This is a genomic window from Frigoriflavimonas asaccharolytica (assembly GCF_013294015.1).
GTDB classification, from domain to species: Bacteria; Bacteroidota; Bacteroidia; order Flavobacteriales; family Weeksellaceae; genus Frigoriflavimonas; species Frigoriflavimonas asaccharolytica.
Map to the genome: position 1 here is coordinate 73,723 of NZ_JABSNO010000007.1, position 20,528 is coordinate 94,250.

Consider the following 20,528-nt stretch of genomic DNA (forward strand, 5'->3'; position numbering starts at 1 on the left):
TGATATACCCCAAAATAGGCTTATTGAACCTGAAAATATCATCTCAAAACCTCAACACTTTATTCTGTAACCTCAAAAGTAGGGTTCTACAACCCCAACAGTTGTATCTGGAACGTGTAGCGAGGGGTTTAATAATGATTTGGTGTGGTTTTTAACTGAAATTTACCAAAATCTTATCCACAATCACTTGTGCCAATTTTCTTTTGCTTTCAACCGTCCAACCTGCGATGTGCGGAGTGACGATTACTTTTTCAGATTCTAAAAGGTATTGCAGATCTGGGTTTTTAGTATTTAAATTCTCAAAAGAGGGTTTCTCATACTCTAAAACATCTAAAGCTGCACCCAAAATTTTGCCGGCTTTTAAAGCTTCTATCAAACTTTTGGATTTTACTTGCTCTCCTCTTGCAGTATTAATTAGATAGAAATTTTTCTTCATTGCAGCTATGAATTTTCCATCTACATAGTATTTACTTTCTTGCGTTAATGGCAAATGCAAACTCACAATATCTGCTTTTTCTTGCAATTCTTGGCGAGAAACTTGCGTTGCAAATTCATCTTCTAAATTGGGCAAAATATCATGAAAAATAACTTCAACCCCGAAACCAGAAAGTCTTTTTGCCACGGCTTTTCCCATGTTTCCATAGCCAATAATGCCGAAAGTTTTGCCTTTCAGTTCTGTACCACGATTTTCTTCGCGTTTCCAAATTCCGTTTTTTACTTCTATTGAAGAGATAAAAAGTCGGTTCATCAACACTAAAAGCATGCCCACAACTTGTTCTGCAACGGCATCTCTATTTCCTTCGGGAGAATTGATGAGTTTGATATTTAATTTTTGGGCGGTTTCTGCATCTATATTTTCCATTCCCGCACCAACTCGCGCTATGAATTTTAAATTTTTTGCATTCTCTAGAAAGTTTTTGTCTAATGGTATTCTGCTGCGAATAATAATGCCATCAAAATGACGAATTTTTTCTAAAATTTCTTGGTAAGAAGAATAAAAATCTTCTTCTATTAAAAATCCTTTCGCCGAGAGTTGCTCAGCAATTAAACGGTGGTTTTTGTCTAGTTGAAGGATTTTCATAATTTAAATTTTTAAAATTAAAAAACAACGATAAAAAATTTTCACAAATAATTTGAATAACAAAAAGCTTGAGAAATTTTTTCAAAAATTAAACGAACTTTAAACTTGCTACACTTTGCAGCCCGACCTGAGTGAAGCTCTTTTTCTGTGACTGAGCCCAAAGCGAAGCAACAGAAAAAAGCGGGAACGGAGGGCGGAAATGTCTGCCATAAAAAAATAAATTTTAGTTTTCGACGTAGTCAAATGTCTGCCATAATAATAATTAAACATTCGACGAAGTCAAAAAGCTGCCATAAAAAATAAATTTTAGTTTTCGACGTAGTCAATTATCTTCCAAAATAATATCAATACTAATTACAAAACAATTTTTTTAATTCTACAGAATCTGCAGGTTTCATTCTTCCAGATAATATTAAAGACAGTTCTTTTCTACGCAAAGCGCCATTGAAACGCTCTTTTTCTAGATCCGTTTCTGGTATTAAAGCAGGAATAGGCACTGGTTTGTTGTATTCGTCTACCGCTACAAACGTGTAAATCCCATCGTTTGTATGAATTTTTGTCTGGTTAATAGGATCGTCTAACCAAACGTCTACGTAAATTTCCATAGAGGTAGAAAATGCGCGAGAAACTTTGGCTTCCAAAATCACAATTCCACCTTCTGGAATGGGATGATTGAAGGATACATGATTGACGGAAGCTGTAACCACACGTCTTTCGCAATGTCTTGCAGATGCGATTGCGGCACATCTATCCATTTTAGAAAGTAGTTCTCCTCCGAAGAGATTTCGCAAAGAATTGGTTTCATTGGGTAGCACAATATTCGTCATAATTGTATGAGATTCAGCGGCTACTTTTTCATTTTTCGTTTTCATGTTTGAATTTCTATTTATTTAAATGGAGATAGATAATGGCAAACGCGCAATTACTAATACACCAAAAATATTGTTGCGATTTCACGCTTAATTACTGATTTTTAATGTTTTGCGGAGCTATTTTTAAGCTATCCATTTTTGTAGAATCTACAATTATTTGTACTTTTTTTGCTGGTTTGCTATCTTCTATTCTGTGCGTCGCATTTTTGATGGTAACATCATTAAAAGATTTCTTGCCAAATATAAATTCTTGATTGGTGAAGGCAAAATATGCCAATGCTGAAATTGGAATTATTAACAGAAACAACCACAAGATGCTTTTGCTTAGTTTATAATCCTGATTTTTTTCTGCAGCATTAGGAGAAATTTCTTTCTCTTTATTCTCAATTTCGGAAAACACAATTTCTTCTAATCCAAAAAAGTCTGGTGCTAATGCAGGTAGTTTTTTCCCAACAAAGTTCATTTGGTGGTTTTCTAACACAAAACTTCCTAGTTCTGAAATAGCAAATTCTTCTTTTGCAGCAATTTTCTTTTTCCAAAAGTCTGTTTGCGTTTGGATTTCATGTTTCGCATTTTGGGCAGAAACATTTTTTTCCTTGGAAATGTATTGAATTAAATTTTCATTCTCTTCCGCAAAATTTTGCTGAAAACAAACCAATTGTGAAGGCGGCATAATGCTTTTATTTTCATTATTGAATTGTGCACCCGCATTTTTCAAAGTAAAAACACCGAAATTTGGAACAATCGCACGTTGATGATTTTGCAAATAATCTAAAATATATTGGGGAATATTTTTCACGTTGCAAATTTAGGTGTTTTTTGCTATTCTAGAAAGTTAATTTTTGAAAGTACAATTATTTTAAAATTATAGAAAATCCTGCCATGAAATTAAATCCTGCTTGAGAATAATAATATGGATTTACATCATACACAAATCCGTTGTTCACATATTGCTTATCAAAAATATTGTTTAATAGTAAATTAAAATCTACTCCTACTCTTTTTAAATCTAAATGATAAACCGCATTGAAATCTGATAAGAAATAAGATTCTAATTTCAATTTTTCATTATCTGTATTGTCTAAAAACTGGCTTCCAATGAATTGATTTTGAATAAACAAACTCAATTTTTTAGTAGGATTAAATTGAACTAATACATTCGAGATCACTTCTGGCGAGAAAGAAATTGGCGTATCTCCCAAATTGTTGATGCCACTTGCATTTTCTATATTGAAATCTTTATTTCTATTCTTGCTAAAAGTTGCATTACCAGAGAGCATCCATCGAGCAGATAAATTTGCTTGAGCAGAAAATTCTATACCAGCACGATAGCTATTTCCGGAATTGATGCGGATAAACTCGCCAACATTGTTTATTTCTCCATTCAGAACCAATTGATTTTTGTAATTCATGAAATATAAATTACTAGAAAATTGATATATACCGATAGATTTTTCTACTCCTGCTTCAAAATCATGCAATCTTTCAGATTTCGTTTCTGGGTTGCTCAACAAATCGTCTCTATTCGGTTCTCGGTTTGCTTGTGCGTAAGAAAAATACAATTTCCCAGACGGAATTTTGTAATTAAAACCAACTTTTGGATTGAAAAACAGCCAAGAGTTACTCAGATTTGCTCCTTCATCATCACCTTCCATTACTACATTCGTATCGTAATTGATATTTCTCAATTGCAAATCTCCAAAAAACTCGAATTGATCTACCTTATATAAAGCCTTCGCAAAAGATGAAAATTCTTTTTTCACAGAATTATTTCGGTAATATTCGTGCTCATTAATCTCTGGAAGGAAAACGCCTGTCACGTTGCCAAAATGCTTGCCATCATATTGATTTGCAACAATTCCTACATTAAAATCCACATCTTTAAAACCACCTGAAAGTGTGGATATAACGCCGTAGAAATCGTTATCCAACCATTTTTTTCGTATGAAATCTGTTCTGGAAGAAGTTCCAACATTTGCTAAATTATATTTAGAAAATTTTGCAGATTGTTTGTAGTTTTCATAAAAACCCTTGCCTTTTGTAAAGTGCAAGGTTGTTTCTAAATTCCAATTATTTTTAAGCTTTTGGTTCCAAAGCAATTGGTAATGGTTTTGTCTATAATTATCGGTTTCATTATCATAAAAATCGACAATATTTTCAAAGTTTTGGTCGTAGATGGCACCAGAGATATTAAATTTAGGATCGTTTTTATACGTTTCTGCATCAATTCCATTCCAAGCTTGATAGGTTTTTTCCTTCCCACCAAAAGCTAAGAAGCGTATCTCCGTATTTTTCTCTTCAAATAAAGCCGCAATATTGTATGAATTTAAATTTGAAGAAGCACGATCTATAAACCCATCAGATTGAATACGGGTATATCTTCCCATGAGGCTCAATTTATTATTCAAAAATTTTCCAGAACCAATTTCGGCAGAATTTTTAAAAGTATTGAAAGAACCAAAACTATTGTCAGATTTTACATAAAATTTTTCTTCTGGTTTTTTAGAAATGATGTTTACACTTGCTCCAAAAGCCGCAACACCATTGCTAGAAGTTCCTACTCCACGCTGAATTACAATTTGCGATGCCGAACTCGTAAGATCTGGAACATTAACAAAAAATGTACCTTGAGACTCAGAATCATTGTAAGGAACGCCGTTCAACATTAGATTTATGGCGGTTCCACTTACACCACGAATTCTAAAGCCAGTATATCCTACTCCGTTTCCGGCATCAGAAGTTGAAACGATGCTCGTTTGGTTTTTCAGTAAAATAGGGAGATCTTGTCCTAAATTTTTTCGAGAGAGATCTTTTTCCACAGAAATAATCTCTTTTGCGATGGGTAATTTTTTGGTAAAAACTACAGACTCTATGTCTTGTGTTTTCAGCGTGTCTTGCGATTGTTGAGCAAAACTAAATGGACTAATGGCTAGTCCTAAAATAATGAATCCTTTCATTCTTGTAAATTTTTGTTTAATTTATTTGAATAAAAGGGGCTTTTTGTGATATAATGACAATAGATAATAAGCAATATACATCGCTTATTACCAATTCTTCATTGGTTTTCCCTAAACAGCATTACCTGTTCTAGGTTCATTGGGTATCATCTCAGCTTTTTACAGCACCCCTTAAATTTGCAAACACAAAACTACAAATAATTATGTTTAAAATATATAAAAAGGAATTATTATTTAGGAAGTACATAAGAACTTCCTATTTTTTTGTATTTTTGTTTTCCACAATTTTTTTGATAAATAAAACATTACAGATATGACTTTTGATTTGGACATGATAAAGAAGGTGTACGAGCAATACCCTCAGAAAATAGCTGCTGCTAGAAACGTACTAGGAAAGCCATTAACGCTTTCGGAGAAGATACTTTACACTCACCTTTGGGATGGCGCTGCTTCTCAAACCTTTGAGCGAGGAAATTCTTACGTAGATTTTGCGCCAGATAGAGTTGCGATGCAAGATGCAACAGCACAAATGGCCTTACTTCAATTCATGCAAGCGGGAAAAGCGAAAGTTGCAGTTCCATCTACTGCTCATGCAGATCACTTGATACAAGCGAGAGTTGGAGCAGAATCTGATCTTCAAGATGGAATCAACAAAAACTCTGAAGTATTTAGTTTTTTAAGTTCAGTTTGTGATAAATATGGAATCGGTTTTTGGAAACCAGGCGCAGGAATTATTCACCAAGTTGTATTAGAAAATTATGCATTTCCTGGTGGAATGATGATTGGAACAGATTCTCACACCGTAAATGCTGGTGGATTGGGAATGGTAGCCATCGGAGTTGGTGGTGCAGATGCAGTAGACGTGATGGCAGGAATGGCATGGGAACTGAAAATGCCAAAACTAATAGGTATAAAATTAACAGGAAGACTAAATGGTTGGACTTCCGCAAAAGATATTATTTTAAAAGTAGCCGGAATTCTAACCGTGAAAGGTGGAACTGGTTGTATTGTAGAATATTTTGGAGACGGTGCAATTTCCTTATCTGCAACTGGAAAAGGAACTATTTGTAACATGGGTGCAGAAATAGGAGCTACAACTTCTACTTTTGGGTATGATGATTCTATGCGTAGATATCTTTCTGCGACAGGAAGACAAGATGTAGTAGATGCAGCAGATGAAATTGCAGAACACTTAACAGGTGATGCAGAAGTATATGCAAATCCAGAACAATATTTTGATCAGGTAATAGAAATAGACTTAGATACTCTTTCTCCACATTTAAACGGACCTTTCACACCAGATTTGGCTACTCCGGTAGCAGAATTTAGAGAAAAAGCTTTGGCAAACGATTGGCCAATAAATATAGAATGGGCTTTAATTGGTTCTTGCACCAACTCCTCTTATGAAGATCTTTCTAGAGCTGCTTCTATAGTAGAAGACGCTGTAGCAAAAGGTGTAAAACCAGTTGCAATTTTAGGAATTAATCCTGGTTCTGAAACCGTGAGATTTACGGCAGATAGAGACGGATTCTTAGATTCTTTTAGAAAATTTGAAAACGCTAGAATTTTCACCAATGCTTGTGGACCTTGTATCGGACAATGGGACAGAGAAGGAGCAGAAAAAGGTGAAAAAAATTCTATCATCCATTCTTTTAATAGAAATTTTGCAAAAAGAGCAGACGGAAATCCAAATACTCATGCTTTCGTTGCTTCACCAGAATTGGTTGCTGCAATTGCTTTAGCGGGTAGATTAGATTTTAATCCTATCACAGATACTTTGACAAACCAAAATGGTGAAGAGATAAAATTGAACGAACCAAGTGGAATGGAATTGCCTCCAAAAGGATTTGATGTAGGAGACAATGGCTTTCAAGCACCTGCAGAAGATGGATCTGGAGTTGTAATTAAGGTAAACCCAGAATCTGATCGTTTACAATTACTAACACCTTTCCAACCTTGGGATGGGAAAAATATTACCAATGCAAGAGTTTTAATTAAAGCTTTTGGAAAATGTACAACAGATCATATTTCTATGGCAGGACCATGGTTGAAATATCGTGGACACTTGGACAATATTTCAAATAATATGTTGATAGGTGCTATAAACGCTTATAATATGGAAACCAATACCGTAAAAAATATGGTAACTGGAGAATATATGGAAGTTCCGGCTTCTGCTAGAGTTTATAAAGCAGAAGGAATTCCTACCATCGTAGTTGGAGATCACAATTATGGAGAAGGATCTTCTAGAGAACATGCAGCAATGGAGCCAAGACATCTTGGTGTGAAAGCAGTTTTGGTGAAATCTTTTGCAAGAATACACGAAACAAATTTGAAAAAACAAGGAATGCTTGGTCTTACTTTTAATAATGAAGAAGATTACAATCTTTTTCTAGAAGAAGACACAATCAATTTCCTAGATTTAGATCAATTTGCACCTGGAAAACCATTACTATTAGAATTGGTTCATGCAGATGGAAGTAAAGATCAAATTGTAACAAACCACACCTACAATCAAGCACAAATTGATTGGTACATCGCTGGTTCTGCTTTAAATTTAATTGCGGCAGAAGCAAATAAATAAATTTTTATCTTAAAATATTCCCTTTCAGTCTCGCTTTAAATCGATATTGGAAGGGATTTTATTTTTAAATAACCTACAGCGAAAATATTTTGAAAAGGAAAAACATTCTATTTATATCCTCTTGGTTTCCAAATAAAACAGAACCTACCGCTGGAAATTTTGTGCAAAGACATGCAGAAGCAGTTTCATTATTGAATGATGTAGAAGTATTGCATACAGTTGGAATTAAAAATCAGAAGGAGAAATTTGTTTTTGAAGATCAAATTATCAATGATGTAAGAATATTAATTATTTATTTTAAAAATTCTAAATTTTCTACGCTCAATTTTTTGCGAAGAATGAAAGCGTATAAATTTGGATTTCAAAAAATGACAAAACCAGATTTGGTGCACGCAAACGTGATGCACAATCCTTTGCTTTTCGTTGTTTGGCTAAAAAAAATGTACAATATTCCCTTTATTATTACGGAACATTGGACGGCTTTGCAAAAAGATAATTTGCACAAGACACCAAATTTAATATTAAAAATCGCAAGAATTATTGGAAACCAAGCAGAGTTCATCCTTCCAGTAAGCCAAAACCTTTTAGAAAGTCTAGAATTAATTGGAATTAAAACTAAAAAAAAGGTAATTTCTAACGTAGTAAACACAGAAGTATTTAATATTAAAAAAAATGAAATTTCGGTTCCAAAATTTCTGCATATTTCAAATTTAATTCCAAGAAAAAAAGCAGATAGAATCATCGCGGTTGCAAAAAAATTGCATGATGATGGTTTTAAATTCACAGTAGAATTAGGTGGTGATGGAGATTTTCAAAATTTACAAAAACAAATTGAGAATTTAAATGCTGAAAATTTTATAGAAACATTTGGTGAATTATCTTATCAACAAGTTGCAGAAAAAATGCAAAATTCCAGCTGCTTTATCCTTTTTAGTGAAAACGAAACTCAAGGTTGCGTTATTTTAGAATCTTTTGCCTGTGGAATTCCCGTTATTTCTACAGCTGTAGGTGGTGTTCCAGAATTCTTGCAAAAAGATTTCGGAATTCTAATAAAAAAAAATAACGAAACAGATTTGTATGAAGCAATGAAAAACTTGCTAGAAAATACCATTAAAATAGAAAAGCCAGAAGTCATGAGAAATTATGTGCTTTCGAATTTTTCCAGAGAATCAATAGCCAAACAATTTGACGAAATTTATACAAAAGTTTTGCAATGATAAAGGGGTTTTCCATACAAATAAATTCATCAGAAAATACTTTCAACTCTTTTCTGCAAAATAATTATGACGATTTTTATCTTCAAACAGAAAATTTTGATTTTCTTTTCGAAGGAGTATTATTGAACAAGAAAAAATTATTAAAAGAATTTGCTTTGAAAGATTTTGAAACTTTCATCAGAGAAAAATATCGAAATCAAAAAGAGCAAATTATCAATTTATTCGAAGGAGAATATCGTGGTTTTATTGTGGATAAAATTCAAAATAAAATATTTATCTTCACCAACATAACTTCCACACAAAGGGTTTTTTATGGCAAATTTAAAGATACAATTTTTATAGATTCAAGTTTAATTAGATTAAATGAAAACCTTAAAAAATCTGGTGTCATTTCAGAACCAGATGAAGAATCTCTTTATCAATTATTATGTTTCGGAAACTTACCAGAGGATAAAACGCCGATTTATAAGGTGAAAAAACTTCTAGACGGCTGTTTTTTAGAAATCGATTTAAATACATTAGAACTTACGGAAAAACAGTATTTTTCTCTTGCAGATATTTCGCGAAGTACTTTGAACAAAGAGAAATCTATAGATAAAGTTCATGAGATTTTCACAGAATCTATCGTTTTAGAATATGAAAAAGATGCTGAATTAAATACAAATCATCTCGCGTTTTTAAGCGGTGGTTTAGATAGCCGAGTTGCGATGCTGTATGCTATTAAAAATGGATATAAACCAGACAACGCGCTTTGTTTCTCACAATCCAATTATTTTGATCATACTATTTCTAAAAAAATAGCTGAAGATTTCAACATTCATTATGAATTTATTCCTTTAGACGAGGGCAGATTTTTGAATAAAATAGATGAGCTTATAGAAATTTCTGAAGGCATGAGCTTTTTCACCGGTGCAATTCACGTTCAACATGCGCTAGAAAATATGCAATACGAAAATTTTGCGCTTTTTCATGGTGGTGCGATTGGAGATGGCGTTTTAGGAGCTTTTAATTCTGAACCGAAAAGAAAAAAACCAACTGGTTATAAATTTATTGGCAATGATTTTTTTCTACCAAAAGTTCAAAATTCTCTAGATAAAATGATAGACGATTATGAAACTGAAGAATTATTTCTAATAAGAAACATTGCATTCAATAGAACTGTAATTGGCGCGCATGTTTTAGAAAAAAAAGCCTATCAAACTTCGCCTTTCATGACAAAAGATTTCCTAAAATTCGCAATTTCTATTCCAGAAGAGTGGAAGTACAAGCATCAATTCTATGTAGAATGGATCAATAAGCATTGCCTAGAAGCAACAAAATATCGTTGGGAAAGAACATTAATGAAACCAAACGCCGCATGGAAAACCACTTTTGGAGATCAAGTTGTGAAAAGAGGTTTTAATATTTTAAATAATAAAATCTTCAAGATGCCGCAAGCTGCGAGTATGTATCCGTATCAATATTATTTTGAAAAAAATAGTAATTTGCAAAATATTTATCAAACTTATTTTGAGGATAACATTGGGAGAATTGAAGCTTTTCCAGAATTGCAACAAGATTTAATCACGTTGTTTTCTTCCAAAAAATTTCATTACAAATGCCAATCTATCAATATTTTAGGTATTTTTAAACTTTATTTTTCCAAATGAAAAGTTTAAAGCTATTTCTAGAACAATTTTTGAAAAGCAAAGGACAATTTGTATTTCTATCTTTGCTTTTAGGTAAAATTACCGCTTTTCTTGGTTCTTGGCTTATCATCAGAATGTTGCCTATTTCAGAATTTGGAACCCTTACGATTGTCGCTTCCACTTTTGCAATTTTCTCCACATTTAATGGTTTTGGTAGCCAGCAAAGTCTATTGCGTTTTGGCTCAGTTTCTACAGAAAATTTAGAAAAAAATAACCTCGCTGCTTATCTATTTAGGAAAGGATTATTATATCAAATAATTTTGAGCCTTGCTTTTCTTTTATCTTCAATATTTTTCATTAATAAATTTGAAGATATATTCCTTGTTTTCATATTCTTCACTATTCGATTGGTTGGTTTTTATTTTTTCAACCATATCCAATGTTACTTTAGAATACAAAATGAAAATGGAAATTTTGCAAAAGTGAACAATTATGTCAATGTATTTGGTTTAGTTTTATTAGTATCATTAACTTATCTTTTTGGTTTCCAAGGTTATTTATTTTCGATCGCTTTTACGCCATTTATTTCTTTGTTCTGGTTAAAAAAAATTCCTACTAAATCATTAAAAATAAATTTTTCATTTACAAAAAAGGAATTGTTTCAATATGGTATTTTCGCTTCTGCCACAGCATTATTATCAGATTTGATGTTTTCTGCAGATGTACTACTATTGGGTTTTATTTTAAATGATACTGCTGTTGCAAACTATAAAGTTGCCATTTTGATCCCTGCAAACATCACCTTTCTTTCTTTGGTTTTTATGCAAACTGATTTTCCGAAATTGGCGAAAAATTTTAAAAACAAGGTGTTTCTAAAACATTATATCATCAACTATTACAAAATATTTTTACCAGTTTGTACCATTATTTTTCTAGTAGGGTTTTACTTTGACCAGCAAATATTGAGCTACTTTTTTGGAAGCAAATATGGAAATAACGGTTGGATTTTCAGCATCTTACTTTTTGCTTTTGCCTTCAATATGCTTTCTAGAAATTTATATGGAAATTTGCTTTCTGCAGTTGGGAAAATAAAAGTTAATAGCATTGTTTCGTTTTTATCCTTAATAATTCTTGTAATTTTATCCTTTATTTTGGTGCCAAAAATGCTCATTTTGGGTATGGCAATTAGCATTTCTGTAGCGATGATTTTTTCAGGTGTGTTTTTTGCATTTTTATTTTATCTATATTACCGTAAATTATAATTAAATGAAAAAATTTTTAAATATATTCTCCACCATTATTTTATGTTTCGTCTCTGTAATATCTTGTAGAACAGACGATTCTGTGATACGCGAAATTGATCAAACCTTAAATATATTTGTAGATTCTGCTGGTATAGATATGTTGAACAGTAATGTAGATTTTGGATATCAAACGCTTACTTTCAACGACATCAATGGAGATACAGATAGTTCTCCAGTAACTATTAATTTGTTGAAAACTGCCGATACCATCAATTATTTACAATACGTTGCGGGCGCAAAACGTGTTTTAATAGATTCCTCAAACCTAGATAGAAAATTATATCAATCTAAAATTGCATTGAAGTTTTCAAAACCAACACCAAATCTGGGAACTTTTGTTGTAGATGATACCATGATTATCAATTATTCTTTCTCGCCAGAAAGATTTCAAATAGACAATGTGATTTATAATAATGAGCAAGTTTTTACAAAAACCACTAATGGTGAAAATACTTTTAAAATTTTGAAATAAGATTAATCAAAATTGTAAATTTGCTACTGATTTTTAATAATAAGAAAAATACTACTAAATGCTACAAGTTCAATTTTTGCGAGACGAGAAAGAAAGAGTTTTAAATGGTTTGAAGAAAAAAAATTTCTCACCAATATCTTTGGTTGATGACGCAATTTCTACAGATGATTCTAGAAAGAAAATTCAATTTGATTTAGACGAAAATCTTGCAAAGATGAATGCACTTTCCAAAGAAATTGGAGAATTGATGAAAGCTGGAAAAAAAGATGAAGCCAATGAAGCGAAAGTTGCTACATCTAAATATAAAGAAGAAATTGAAAAACAAAAGGAAGAGTTAAAGAAAGCGGAAGCAGAATTACAAGATATTCTCTACACAATTCCAAATATTCCAAATGAAAAAGTTCCGAATGGACTAACACCAGAAGAAAACGAAATCATCTTTCAATCTCATGAAGTAAAAGGTCTTGGCGAAGGCAATATTCCACACTGGGAATTGGCAAAAAAATACAATTTAATAGATTTTGAATTGGGAGTAAAGATTGCTGGAGCAGGATTTCCCGTTTATTTTGGAAAAGGCGCAAGATTGCAAAGAGCTTTAGTACAATATTTTTTAGATAAAAATGTGGATGCTGGTTATTTGGAAGTCAATCCGCCTCACGTAATTAATGAAGCATCTGGATATGGAACTGGACAATTGCCAGATAAAGAAGGACAAATGTACTACATCAACGAAGACAAATTATTTTTAATTCCAACTGCAGAAGTTCCAATCACCAATTTGTACAGAGATGTTTTGCTAGAAGAGAAAGATTTGCCGATAAAAAATACTGCATTCACCCAATGCTACAGAAGAGAAGCTGGAAGCTATGGCGCTCATGTACGCGGTTTGAATAGATTGCACCAATTTGAAAAAGTTGAAATTGTACGTCTTGAAAAAGCAGAAAATTCTTATGCTGTTTTGGAAGAAATGGTAGATCACGTGAAAAGTATTTTGGAAGATCTAGAATTACCCTACAGAATCTTGAGACTTTGTGGTGGCGATATGGGTTTCGCTTCTGCAATGACGTATGATTTTGAAGTTTGGAGTGCAGCACAAGAAAAATGGCTAGAAGTTTCTTCTGTTTCTAATTTTGAAACTTTCCAATCCACAAGATTAAAATGCAGATATAAAGCAGAAGGTAAAAATCAACTGGTACATACATTAAATGGTTCTGCAATGGCTTTACCAAGAATAATGGCGGCGCTTTTGGAGAACAATCAAACAGAAGATGGTATCAAATTACCAAAAATAATTGCAGATTATGCAAAATTTGAGATGATTGGATAGTTCATTTTTATAAATAAATTATAATCTGTGAATTTTTTTCACAGATTTTTTTTGCTTTGATTTGAAACAATTTGCAAAAATTATATTACTGTTTTTAAGCTTACTTTTTTATTTTTGAATGATTTTAATTTAAAGATATGAACTCTACAATGCTTCAATTTTTCCATTGGTATACCGAAGGAAATTCTACATTATATGATGAAATAAAAAATTCTGCAACACATTTAAAAGAATTAGGAATAGATAATGTTTGGTTTCCGCCTGCTACGAAAGGAAATGGTGGAGAAAGCACTGTTGGATACGATCCTTACGACCTTTTTGATCTAGGAGAATTTGATCAAAAAGGATCAATACCTACAAAATATGGTAGCAAAGAACAGTATTTGAGTGCCATAAAGTCTTTGAAGGATAAACAGATAAAGGTGATTGTAGATATTGTACTCAATCATAAAGCTGGCGGAGAAACTACAGAGAAATTTCAAGTAGTAAAAGTGGATCCTGAAAATAGGGAAAAGCCAATCAGTGATGTGATGGAAATAGAATCTTACACAAAATTTGATTTTGAAGCAAGAAATAATAAATACTCGGATTTCAAATGGAATTTCACTTGTTTTTCTGGCGTAGATTATGCTGAAGGACAGCAAGATGGGATTTTTCGCATTGTTAATGATTACGGAGATGGTTGGGATACAATGATTGACGGTGAAAAAGGAAATTATGATTTTCTAATGTTTAATGATATCGAACATCGAAATCCATTCGTGCGAGAAGAATTAAATCATTGGGGAAAATGGTACCAAGAAACGACAGATTTTGATGGAGTTCGATTGGATGCTGTGAAGCATATTTCTTTTGATTTTTATAAAGAATGGCTTACAACATTGCGATCTAATGCTGGCAGAAACATATTTGCTGTGGGAGAATATTGGGCACCCGGAAATTTACCACTGTTGCAAAAATATTTAGAATATACGGAAGGTTGCATGAGTTTGTTTGATTCCTCTTTGCAACACAATTTTCACGTAGCTTCCAAAGAAGGAAACTCCTACGATTTAAGACAAATATTTGCTGAAACATTAACGCTTGCAGATCCACTGCACTCTGTTTCTTTGGTAGATAATCATGATACGCAACCTTTGCAGGATTTGGAAGCGCCAGTAGAACCTTGGTTTAAACCTTTGGCCTACGCGTTAATTTTACTGAGGGAAAATGGTTTTCCATGTTTGTTTTATCCAGATTTGTTTGGCGCAAAGTATACCGATAAAGACAAAGAAGGCAACGATCAAGAAATAATTTTACCAAAAGTAGAGAAGATTGAAGAATTATTAATAGCAAGAAAAAATTTCGCTTACGGAATACAAAGAGATTACTTTGAAGATGCCAATTGCCTTGGATGGACACGTGAAGGTGATGAATCTCACGCTGGTTGTGCAGTAGTTTTAAGCAACAAAGATGCCTACCAAAAATCCATGGAAATGGGCCAAAAATATATTGGGAAAACTTTCTATGATTATCTTGGCTGGTATGAAGATAAAGTAATTATAGATGAAAACGGTTGGGGAAATTTCCCTGTTCCTGCAGGAAATGTTTCCGTTTGGGTGGTGGAATAAAACATCACTAACAACTTTAAATACCACTAATCTTTTTGTTAATTTTTTATAGTTCTGTTAAAATTTTCTCAAAAAACAATATTATCCCTTTTTTAAATTATTAGACCTTAAATTTACAATAATAAAATATTTATGAATACAAATACAGTAAAAGCCTACGGTACAGAATCCAAAGAAGCAGATTTAAAAGAAATAAACATCGAGAGACGTGAAGTTCTAGCAAATGATATAGAGATAGATATCCTTTTTTGTGGTGTTTGCCACAGCGATTTGCATACCGCAAGAAACGATTGGGGCGGCACAAAGTATCCTTCCGTTCCAGGACATGAAATTGTAGGAAAAATTACAAAAATCGGAAGTGAGGTAAGTAAATTCAAAGTTGGAGATTTAGCAGCAGTTGGCTGTATGGTAGATTCTTGTAGAGAATGCGAAAATTGCAAAAGAGATCTAGAGCAATATTGCACCAATGGAATGGTAGGAACTTATAACGGAAATGATAAAAATTTAGGCGGACACACTTTTGGTGGCTATTCAGAAAAAGTAGTCGTAGATGAAAACTATGTTTTGCGCGTACCAGAAAATTTAGATTTGGCTGCAGTTGCACCGCTTCTTTGTGCAGGAATCACCACCTATTCGCCTTTAAAACATTGGAACGTGAACGAAAATTCAAAAGTTGCTGTAGTTGGCTTGGGAGGTTTGGGTCACATGGCAATAAAATTAGCAAAAGGTTTGGGAGCACACGTAAGTTTGTTTTCTCGCTCACCAGAAAAAACGCAAGATGCGTTGGATTTGGGTGCAGACCAAGTAATTATTTCTACAAACGAGGAAGAAATGAAAGCAGTGCAAGGCAAATTTGATTTAATAATAGACACCGTACCTTACGAACACGAATTGAATGAATATGTGAACACCTTAGATATTGATGGAACCATAGTTTTACAAGGTTTCATAGGGGAATTAAACAAAATGATTTCTACCGTTCCTATCGTTTTGGGAAGACGTTCTATTTCTGGTTCTTTAATTGGTGGAATTGCAGAAACGCAAGAGATGCTAGATTTTTGTGGAGAAAAAAACATCGTTTCGGATATAGAAATGATCAATATGGAAAACATCAACGAAGCCTACGAAAGAATGCTGAAAAGCGATGTGAAATATCGCTTCGTGATTGATATGAAGAGTTTGAAAAACTAGATCTTTCACCACATAAGTTTCTTTGTTTTAGTATTAACTTTAAGAAACATTCGCGCACATTAGCGTTAAAAAAAAATTAAACACTTCAGAAATGGGGTGTTTTTTTTTAAATAATTTTTTAAATAAAAGAAATAAGTTTAATGTTTATTTAAAATTACAAAAACAATTAACAATTAGAGAATTTCTTTGGTTTCAATTTCTTTGGTAGTTGCAAATCTTACTTTAATGTATTTTACGGTAGCAATAAAGGCTTTGAAAATCAGAATACCAAATATCCAACCTGACCCAATTCCAAAAATAACACCACTAATAATTGCTATTAAATTACTAGTCCACGGCCAAATTTGATTGCTTAAAATGAAGAAAATTAACGATGCAACAATTGTTAAGAAGGAACAACCAATGATAAATAACGTTTTGAAACCAGCAGACAAACTCTTTTGATGAAACCCAACCAAAATAGAAGACGATATTGCGCCAACTGCGGCAAGTATAAATAATATTCCAAGAATAAGCACGGTGAATACAATGACAACGATAAACGCAATGATAGAAAAGATTGCGCCCATTATCATCAGACTGATTAAAAAATTTTCTTCATCATTAAATGTGTAAATCATGTAGGAAGCATTTAAAAAGCACTTAAAAAAAATTTGAATTGCTAGCATTTTATTATAAATTCTTTTCAAATTTACCTAAATTTTCGCATTTTGAAAGGCAAAATTTAGCCTAGAAAATTCATTCTTCGCCTATTCACATTTATTGCTTATCTTCGCAGGACTTTTTGGTCTTGTTGAGAAACGAGATAATAGGGAATGAAGCGTAAATCTTCAACTGTCCCCGCAACTGTAAATCACGTAAGAAAATTTTTGCAAATCAGCCACTGTTGAAAAATGGGAAGGCGCAGAAAAAAGTGAAAGTCAGGAGACCTGCCAAATTGCAATCAAAAAATATTGAACGTCTTCGGAGGAAAGGCAACAAGATTATGAAAAAATTTTTTCTATTCATTCCGCTACTCTCTTGCATTTGCTTTTCCGCACAGGAAAAAGTGATAGACACCGTATTTTTGTTTGATAATCAACAAAAATCTTCGGAAAAAACTCAATCCGTACTTACCTTAAAAAACGAAGATATCAAGAAAAATGCGACCAATCTTTCTGAGGTTTTGCGTTTTCAATCTTCTGTTTATATTAAAGAAAACGGACGTGGTGCTGTATCTTCGCCTTCTTTTCGTGGAACTTCTGCACAGCAAACAGCATTTATCTGGAATGGATTAAATATTAATTCGCTTTTTCTAGGCCAAGGAGATGTAAACAATCTCGGACTTTTGGATTATGATCAGATTGATATAAAATCTGGCGGTGGAAGCGTAATCTACGGTAGTGCAGCAATTGGCGGCAGTATCCATTTGAATAATTACACGAAATACAATAAAGGTTTTCAGCAAAAACTATTTGTAGAATATGGCTCTTTTCAAACAATTAATTCTCAATTAGTTTCCTCTTTTAGCAATGAAAATTTGAGTGTTAAATTTTCCGCTGGTTTATCAGATAGTGAAAATCAATACAAAATAGAAGAGAAAGATTATGAAAATTTTAATGGTCAATATCAAAATGAGACCATAAGTTTAGAAGCAGCCTATAAATTTAGTAATAGAAACCAAATTTCTTGGCTCACTCAATTTGTAGATGGTAGCCAAAATTTTCCAATCTTCACTGAAAATGGAAATAAAACAAAATATGAAACCAGCAGTGCAAGAAATCTTTTGTCGTACGAATATAATTCAGCGAAAATAAAGAATATCTTTCGCTTGGCATATTTGGAAGAAAATTTTGATTATTTCGCAGATATTGACGGACCAAAATCTAGCGGTGGAACGGGTAAAAATTATATCATTAAAAATGATGTGACATACCAAGTTGGAAAGCAATTTAATGTAAATCTAGTTGGCGAATTTCGGAAAGAAGAAGCACAAGGTTTTGGTTCTGGAATAGAAAATCCTAGCAGAAATGTAGGATCTGGAGCAATATTGTTTCGCTATTCTCCCTCAGAAAAATTGTATTTGGAAGGTGGGATAAAAAAAGACATTATAGAAAACCTCACAACACCAATTTTATATTCTTTTGGAAGCAGCTATCAAGTTTCCAACTGGTATCAATTAAAATTAAATATATCCAAAAATTTCAGATATCCATCCTTCAATGATCTTTATTTTCAACCTGGCGGAAATTTAGATTTAAAACCTGAAACTGCCTATCAAGGTGAATTGAGCAACAATTTTAAGTACAAAAACTTAACATTAAATGTAATGCCTTATTACATCTATATCAACGACATGATCCGTTGGATGCCTACTGCGAAAGGATATTGGTCGCCAATGAATACGAACAAAGTGCAATCCTATGGTTTAGAAACTTCTTTAAATTATAAAAAAGACTGGCAAAATTCTGGAGTGAATTTTAAACTTGGCTACGCCTACACAAAATCTGAAAATCTGGAAACCAAACAACAATTATCTTATGTTCCCTTTCACAAATTATTTGGAAACATAGATTACAACTATCGCTGGATCAGCATTTTTTCGCAGGCAATGTTCAATGGTTTCACTTATACCAGCACAAATGAAGATCTTGCATCTTCTTTGAAAGAATATCTCATCATCAATGCTGGTATTTCTGTGCAACCAATCAACCATTACACCATAGGTTTTCGTGTTAATAATCTCACAAATCAAATCTATGAAACTACCCGCTTTTTCGTAATGCCAAAAAGAAACTACGCAATAAATATCTCTTTAAATTTTTAAAAATAAATATATGAAAACAAAAAAATTATTGTCCCTTGCAGCTGCTGCAATCCTCTTATTTTCCACATCTTGTAGAAATGATGAAGAAATATACACAGAACTTCCAACCTCCCCAAAAGGTGCTTATGAAAATGGTATTCTCATCTCTAATGAGGGCAATTTTGGTACGCCATCTGGTACTGCTTCTTACATATCCAAAGATTTAGGAACGGTACAAAACAATATATATGCAGCCAATAATAGTGGCGCCAATCTAGGAGATATTTTCCAATCTATCGCTTTCAATGGAGATAATGCCTATTTAGTTTTGAATAATTCAAATAAAATTGAAATCGTAAATAGATACACCTTCAAAAAAACTGCTACATTAACGCAAGAGATCAACCAACCAAGGTATATCGCCTTTAATGGTAACTACACCTATGTAAGTAATGACAAATATTTGGGAGCAAAATATTTGAGTATTTATAATAATGCAGACAATTCCTTCGTGAAAAAAATTACCTTCACAGATGCCGCAGAAGTAGTAGTTTCTGCTGGTAGCAAAGTATTTGTACAAAATTCTACCTACGGCTATGGCAACAAAATTTCTATGATAGATGCACTTGCAAATTCTTTGGAAAAAACAATTACACTACCAAATGGAGATTTGAACGAGATTGTATCCTATAATGGCAACGTGTATGCCATTGCATATACTAGTACAGATTCTTATATCTACAAAATAGATACCGCAGGAAATATAGTGAATACCAAAACTCTGACGGGAATTGCGAATGGAGATAATTTAGAAATCTACCAAGATAAATTCTATTTCAGCTCGGATACCAAAGTGTACACTATGGATATTAATAGCACTGTAGTACCTACTACTACTCTATTCACTGTGGCATTTACACCGTATTCTTCCTTATACGGTTTTAATGTGATAGATGGCAAAATATATACTTCCGACGCTAATAGTTTTACACAGAACAGTACTGTAACAGTATATTCCTTAACAGGAGCCGTTTTGAAAACCTTCACCACAGGTATTGGAACCAATGGATTCTATCAGAATTAAAATGAATTATAATTGATGAAAAGCACCCCAGAAATGAGGTGCTTTTTTTATAATAATGAACTGTAAAAGCCTGAAAAATTAAAAGCAGCGGCTTCTGATCGCTTTAGCTAGCAGGTATAAAAGAGCATAATTGTTTTACCATCGTTAATAATGCCCATAATATTTCAATCATAGCAGTTATTTTGCTTGTCGGGAACTTCTGAAAGTTATAGAATTATTGCTTCTCGTGTTGCACAGAAATTCATTAAACAATAAGAAACTGTTTATTTTAAAATTTTATAGGAGAAAGTTTCAAACTAGGGTGCGAGAAGCTTTCCGCTAGATGAGAAAGTCTGTTGCGAGGGTGTTTGGGTTTTTCTCGCCTTGCACAAAGCTTGTTGCGAGGCTACAAGAAGCTTTCTCGAAAATAATATTCT

Annotated in this window: 15 protein-coding genes and 1 riboswitch; of the genes, 10 read left to right on the plus strand and 5 right to left on the minus strand. The window is 32.9% G+C overall.

From position 1 onward, the window contains the following. Positions 1-151: 151 nt before the first annotated feature. The 4 genes from HNQ03_RS06335 to HNQ03_RS06350 form a co-directional block, all read right to left on the minus strand. Positions 152-1,081, minus strand: coding sequence for an NAD(P)-dependent oxidoreductase (locus HNQ03_RS06335; RefSeq protein ID WP_173778833.1), 930 nt, complete (start codon positions 1,079-1,081; stop codon positions 152-154). 350 nt (positions 1,082-1,431) lie between these two features. Continuing rightward, positions 1,432-1,953, minus strand: coding sequence for an acyl-CoA thioesterase (locus tag HNQ03_RS06340; protein WP_173778834.1), 522 nt, complete (start codon positions 1,951-1,953; stop codon positions 1,432-1,434). 91 nt (positions 1,954-2,044) lie between these two features. After that, positions 2,045-2,752: an HU domain-containing protein gene (locus HNQ03_RS06345; protein ID WP_173778835.1), complete on the minus strand. Its 708-nt coding sequence runs from the start codon at positions 2,750-2,752 to the stop codon at positions 2,045-2,047. Between the two features lie 55 nt (positions 2,753-2,807). Next, positions 2,808-4,910 carry a TonB-dependent receptor gene (locus HNQ03_RS06350; RefSeq protein WP_173778836.1) on the minus strand — a complete coding sequence of 701 codons (2,103 nt, stop codon included), beginning with the start codon at positions 4,908-4,910 and terminating at the stop codon, positions 2,808-2,810. Positions 4,911-5,223: 313 nt separating this feature from the next. Between HNQ03_RS06350 and HNQ03_RS06355 the strand changes: the two genes are divergently transcribed. The 8 genes from HNQ03_RS06355 to HNQ03_RS06390 all read left to right on the plus strand — a co-directional run bounded on the left by HNQ03_RS06355 (position 5,224) and on the right by HNQ03_RS06390 (position 16,243). Continuing rightward, the gene (locus HNQ03_RS06355) at positions 5,224-7,494 is read left to right on the plus strand and encodes an aconitate hydratase (protein WP_173778837.1); all 2,271 of its coding nucleotides are present in this window, start codon (positions 5,224-5,226) and stop codon (positions 7,492-7,494) included. 89 nt (positions 7,495-7,583) lie between these two features. Beyond that, positions 7,584-8,711: a glycosyltransferase gene (locus HNQ03_RS06360; RefSeq protein WP_173778838.1), complete on the plus strand. Its 1,128-nt coding sequence runs from the start codon at positions 7,584-7,586 to the stop codon at positions 8,709-8,711. Beyond that, positions 8,708-10,360, plus strand: a complete 1,653-nt coding sequence (locus HNQ03_RS06365) for an asparagine synthetase B family protein (RefSeq protein ID WP_173778839.1) — start codon at positions 8,708-8,710, stop codon at positions 10,358-10,360. Before HNQ03_RS06360 ends, HNQ03_RS06365 begins: the two co-directional genes overlap by 4 nt. Further along, positions 10,357-11,601, plus strand: a complete 1,245-nt coding sequence (locus tag HNQ03_RS06370) for an oligosaccharide flippase family protein (protein WP_173778840.1) — start codon at positions 10,357-10,359, stop codon at positions 11,599-11,601. The genes HNQ03_RS06365 and HNQ03_RS06370 overlap by 4 nt, the downstream gene beginning before the upstream one ends. A gap of 4 nt (positions 11,602-11,605) precedes the next feature. Next, a complete protein-coding gene (locus tag HNQ03_RS06375) occupies positions 11,606-12,115 on the plus strand; it encodes a hypothetical protein (RefSeq protein ID WP_173778841.1) in 510 nt (169 codons plus the stop codon). 58 nt (positions 12,116-12,173) lie between these two features. Continuing rightward, positions 12,174-13,442 (plus strand): serine--tRNA ligase, encoded by a 1,269-nt coding sequence (gene serS / locus HNQ03_RS06380; RefSeq protein WP_173778842.1) that lies wholly within the window; start codon positions 12,174-12,176, stop codon positions 13,440-13,442. A 137-nt stretch (positions 13,443-13,579) separates the two neighbouring features. Beyond that, positions 13,580-15,052: an alpha-amylase gene (locus HNQ03_RS06385; protein ID WP_173778843.1), complete on the plus strand. Its 1,473-nt coding sequence runs from the start codon at positions 13,580-13,582 to the stop codon at positions 15,050-15,052. Positions 15,053-15,184: 132 nt separating this feature from the next. Continuing rightward, complete coding sequence (locus HNQ03_RS06390) at positions 15,185-16,243, plus strand: NAD(P)-dependent alcohol dehydrogenase (protein ID WP_173778844.1); 1,059 nt, start codon at positions 15,185-15,187, stop codon at positions 16,241-16,243. A gap of 173 nt (positions 16,244-16,416) precedes the next feature. Here the strand turns inward: HNQ03_RS06390 and HNQ03_RS06395 are convergent, their stop codons facing one another. Further along, positions 16,417-16,863 carry a hypothetical protein gene (locus HNQ03_RS06395; protein ID WP_173778845.1) on the minus strand — a complete coding sequence of 149 codons (447 nt, stop codon included), beginning with the start codon at positions 16,861-16,863 and terminating at the stop codon, positions 16,417-16,419. A 148-nt stretch (positions 16,864-17,011) separates the two neighbouring features. Next, a riboswitch (cobalamin riboswitch) is annotated at positions 17,012-17,194 on the plus strand. Between the two features lie 34 nt (positions 17,195-17,228). Between HNQ03_RS06395 and HNQ03_RS06400 the strand changes: the two genes are divergently transcribed. Then, entirely contained in the window at positions 17,229-19,049 is a 1,821-nt protein-coding gene (locus HNQ03_RS06400; RefSeq protein ID WP_173778846.1) for a TonB-dependent receptor plug domain-containing protein, read from the plus strand. Between the two features lie 10 nt (positions 19,050-19,059). Next, positions 19,060-20,112, plus strand: a complete 1,053-nt coding sequence (locus tag HNQ03_RS06405; protein ID WP_173778847.1) for a hypothetical protein — start codon at positions 19,060-19,062, stop codon at positions 20,110-20,112. Positions 20,113-20,528: the final 416 nt, after the last annotated feature.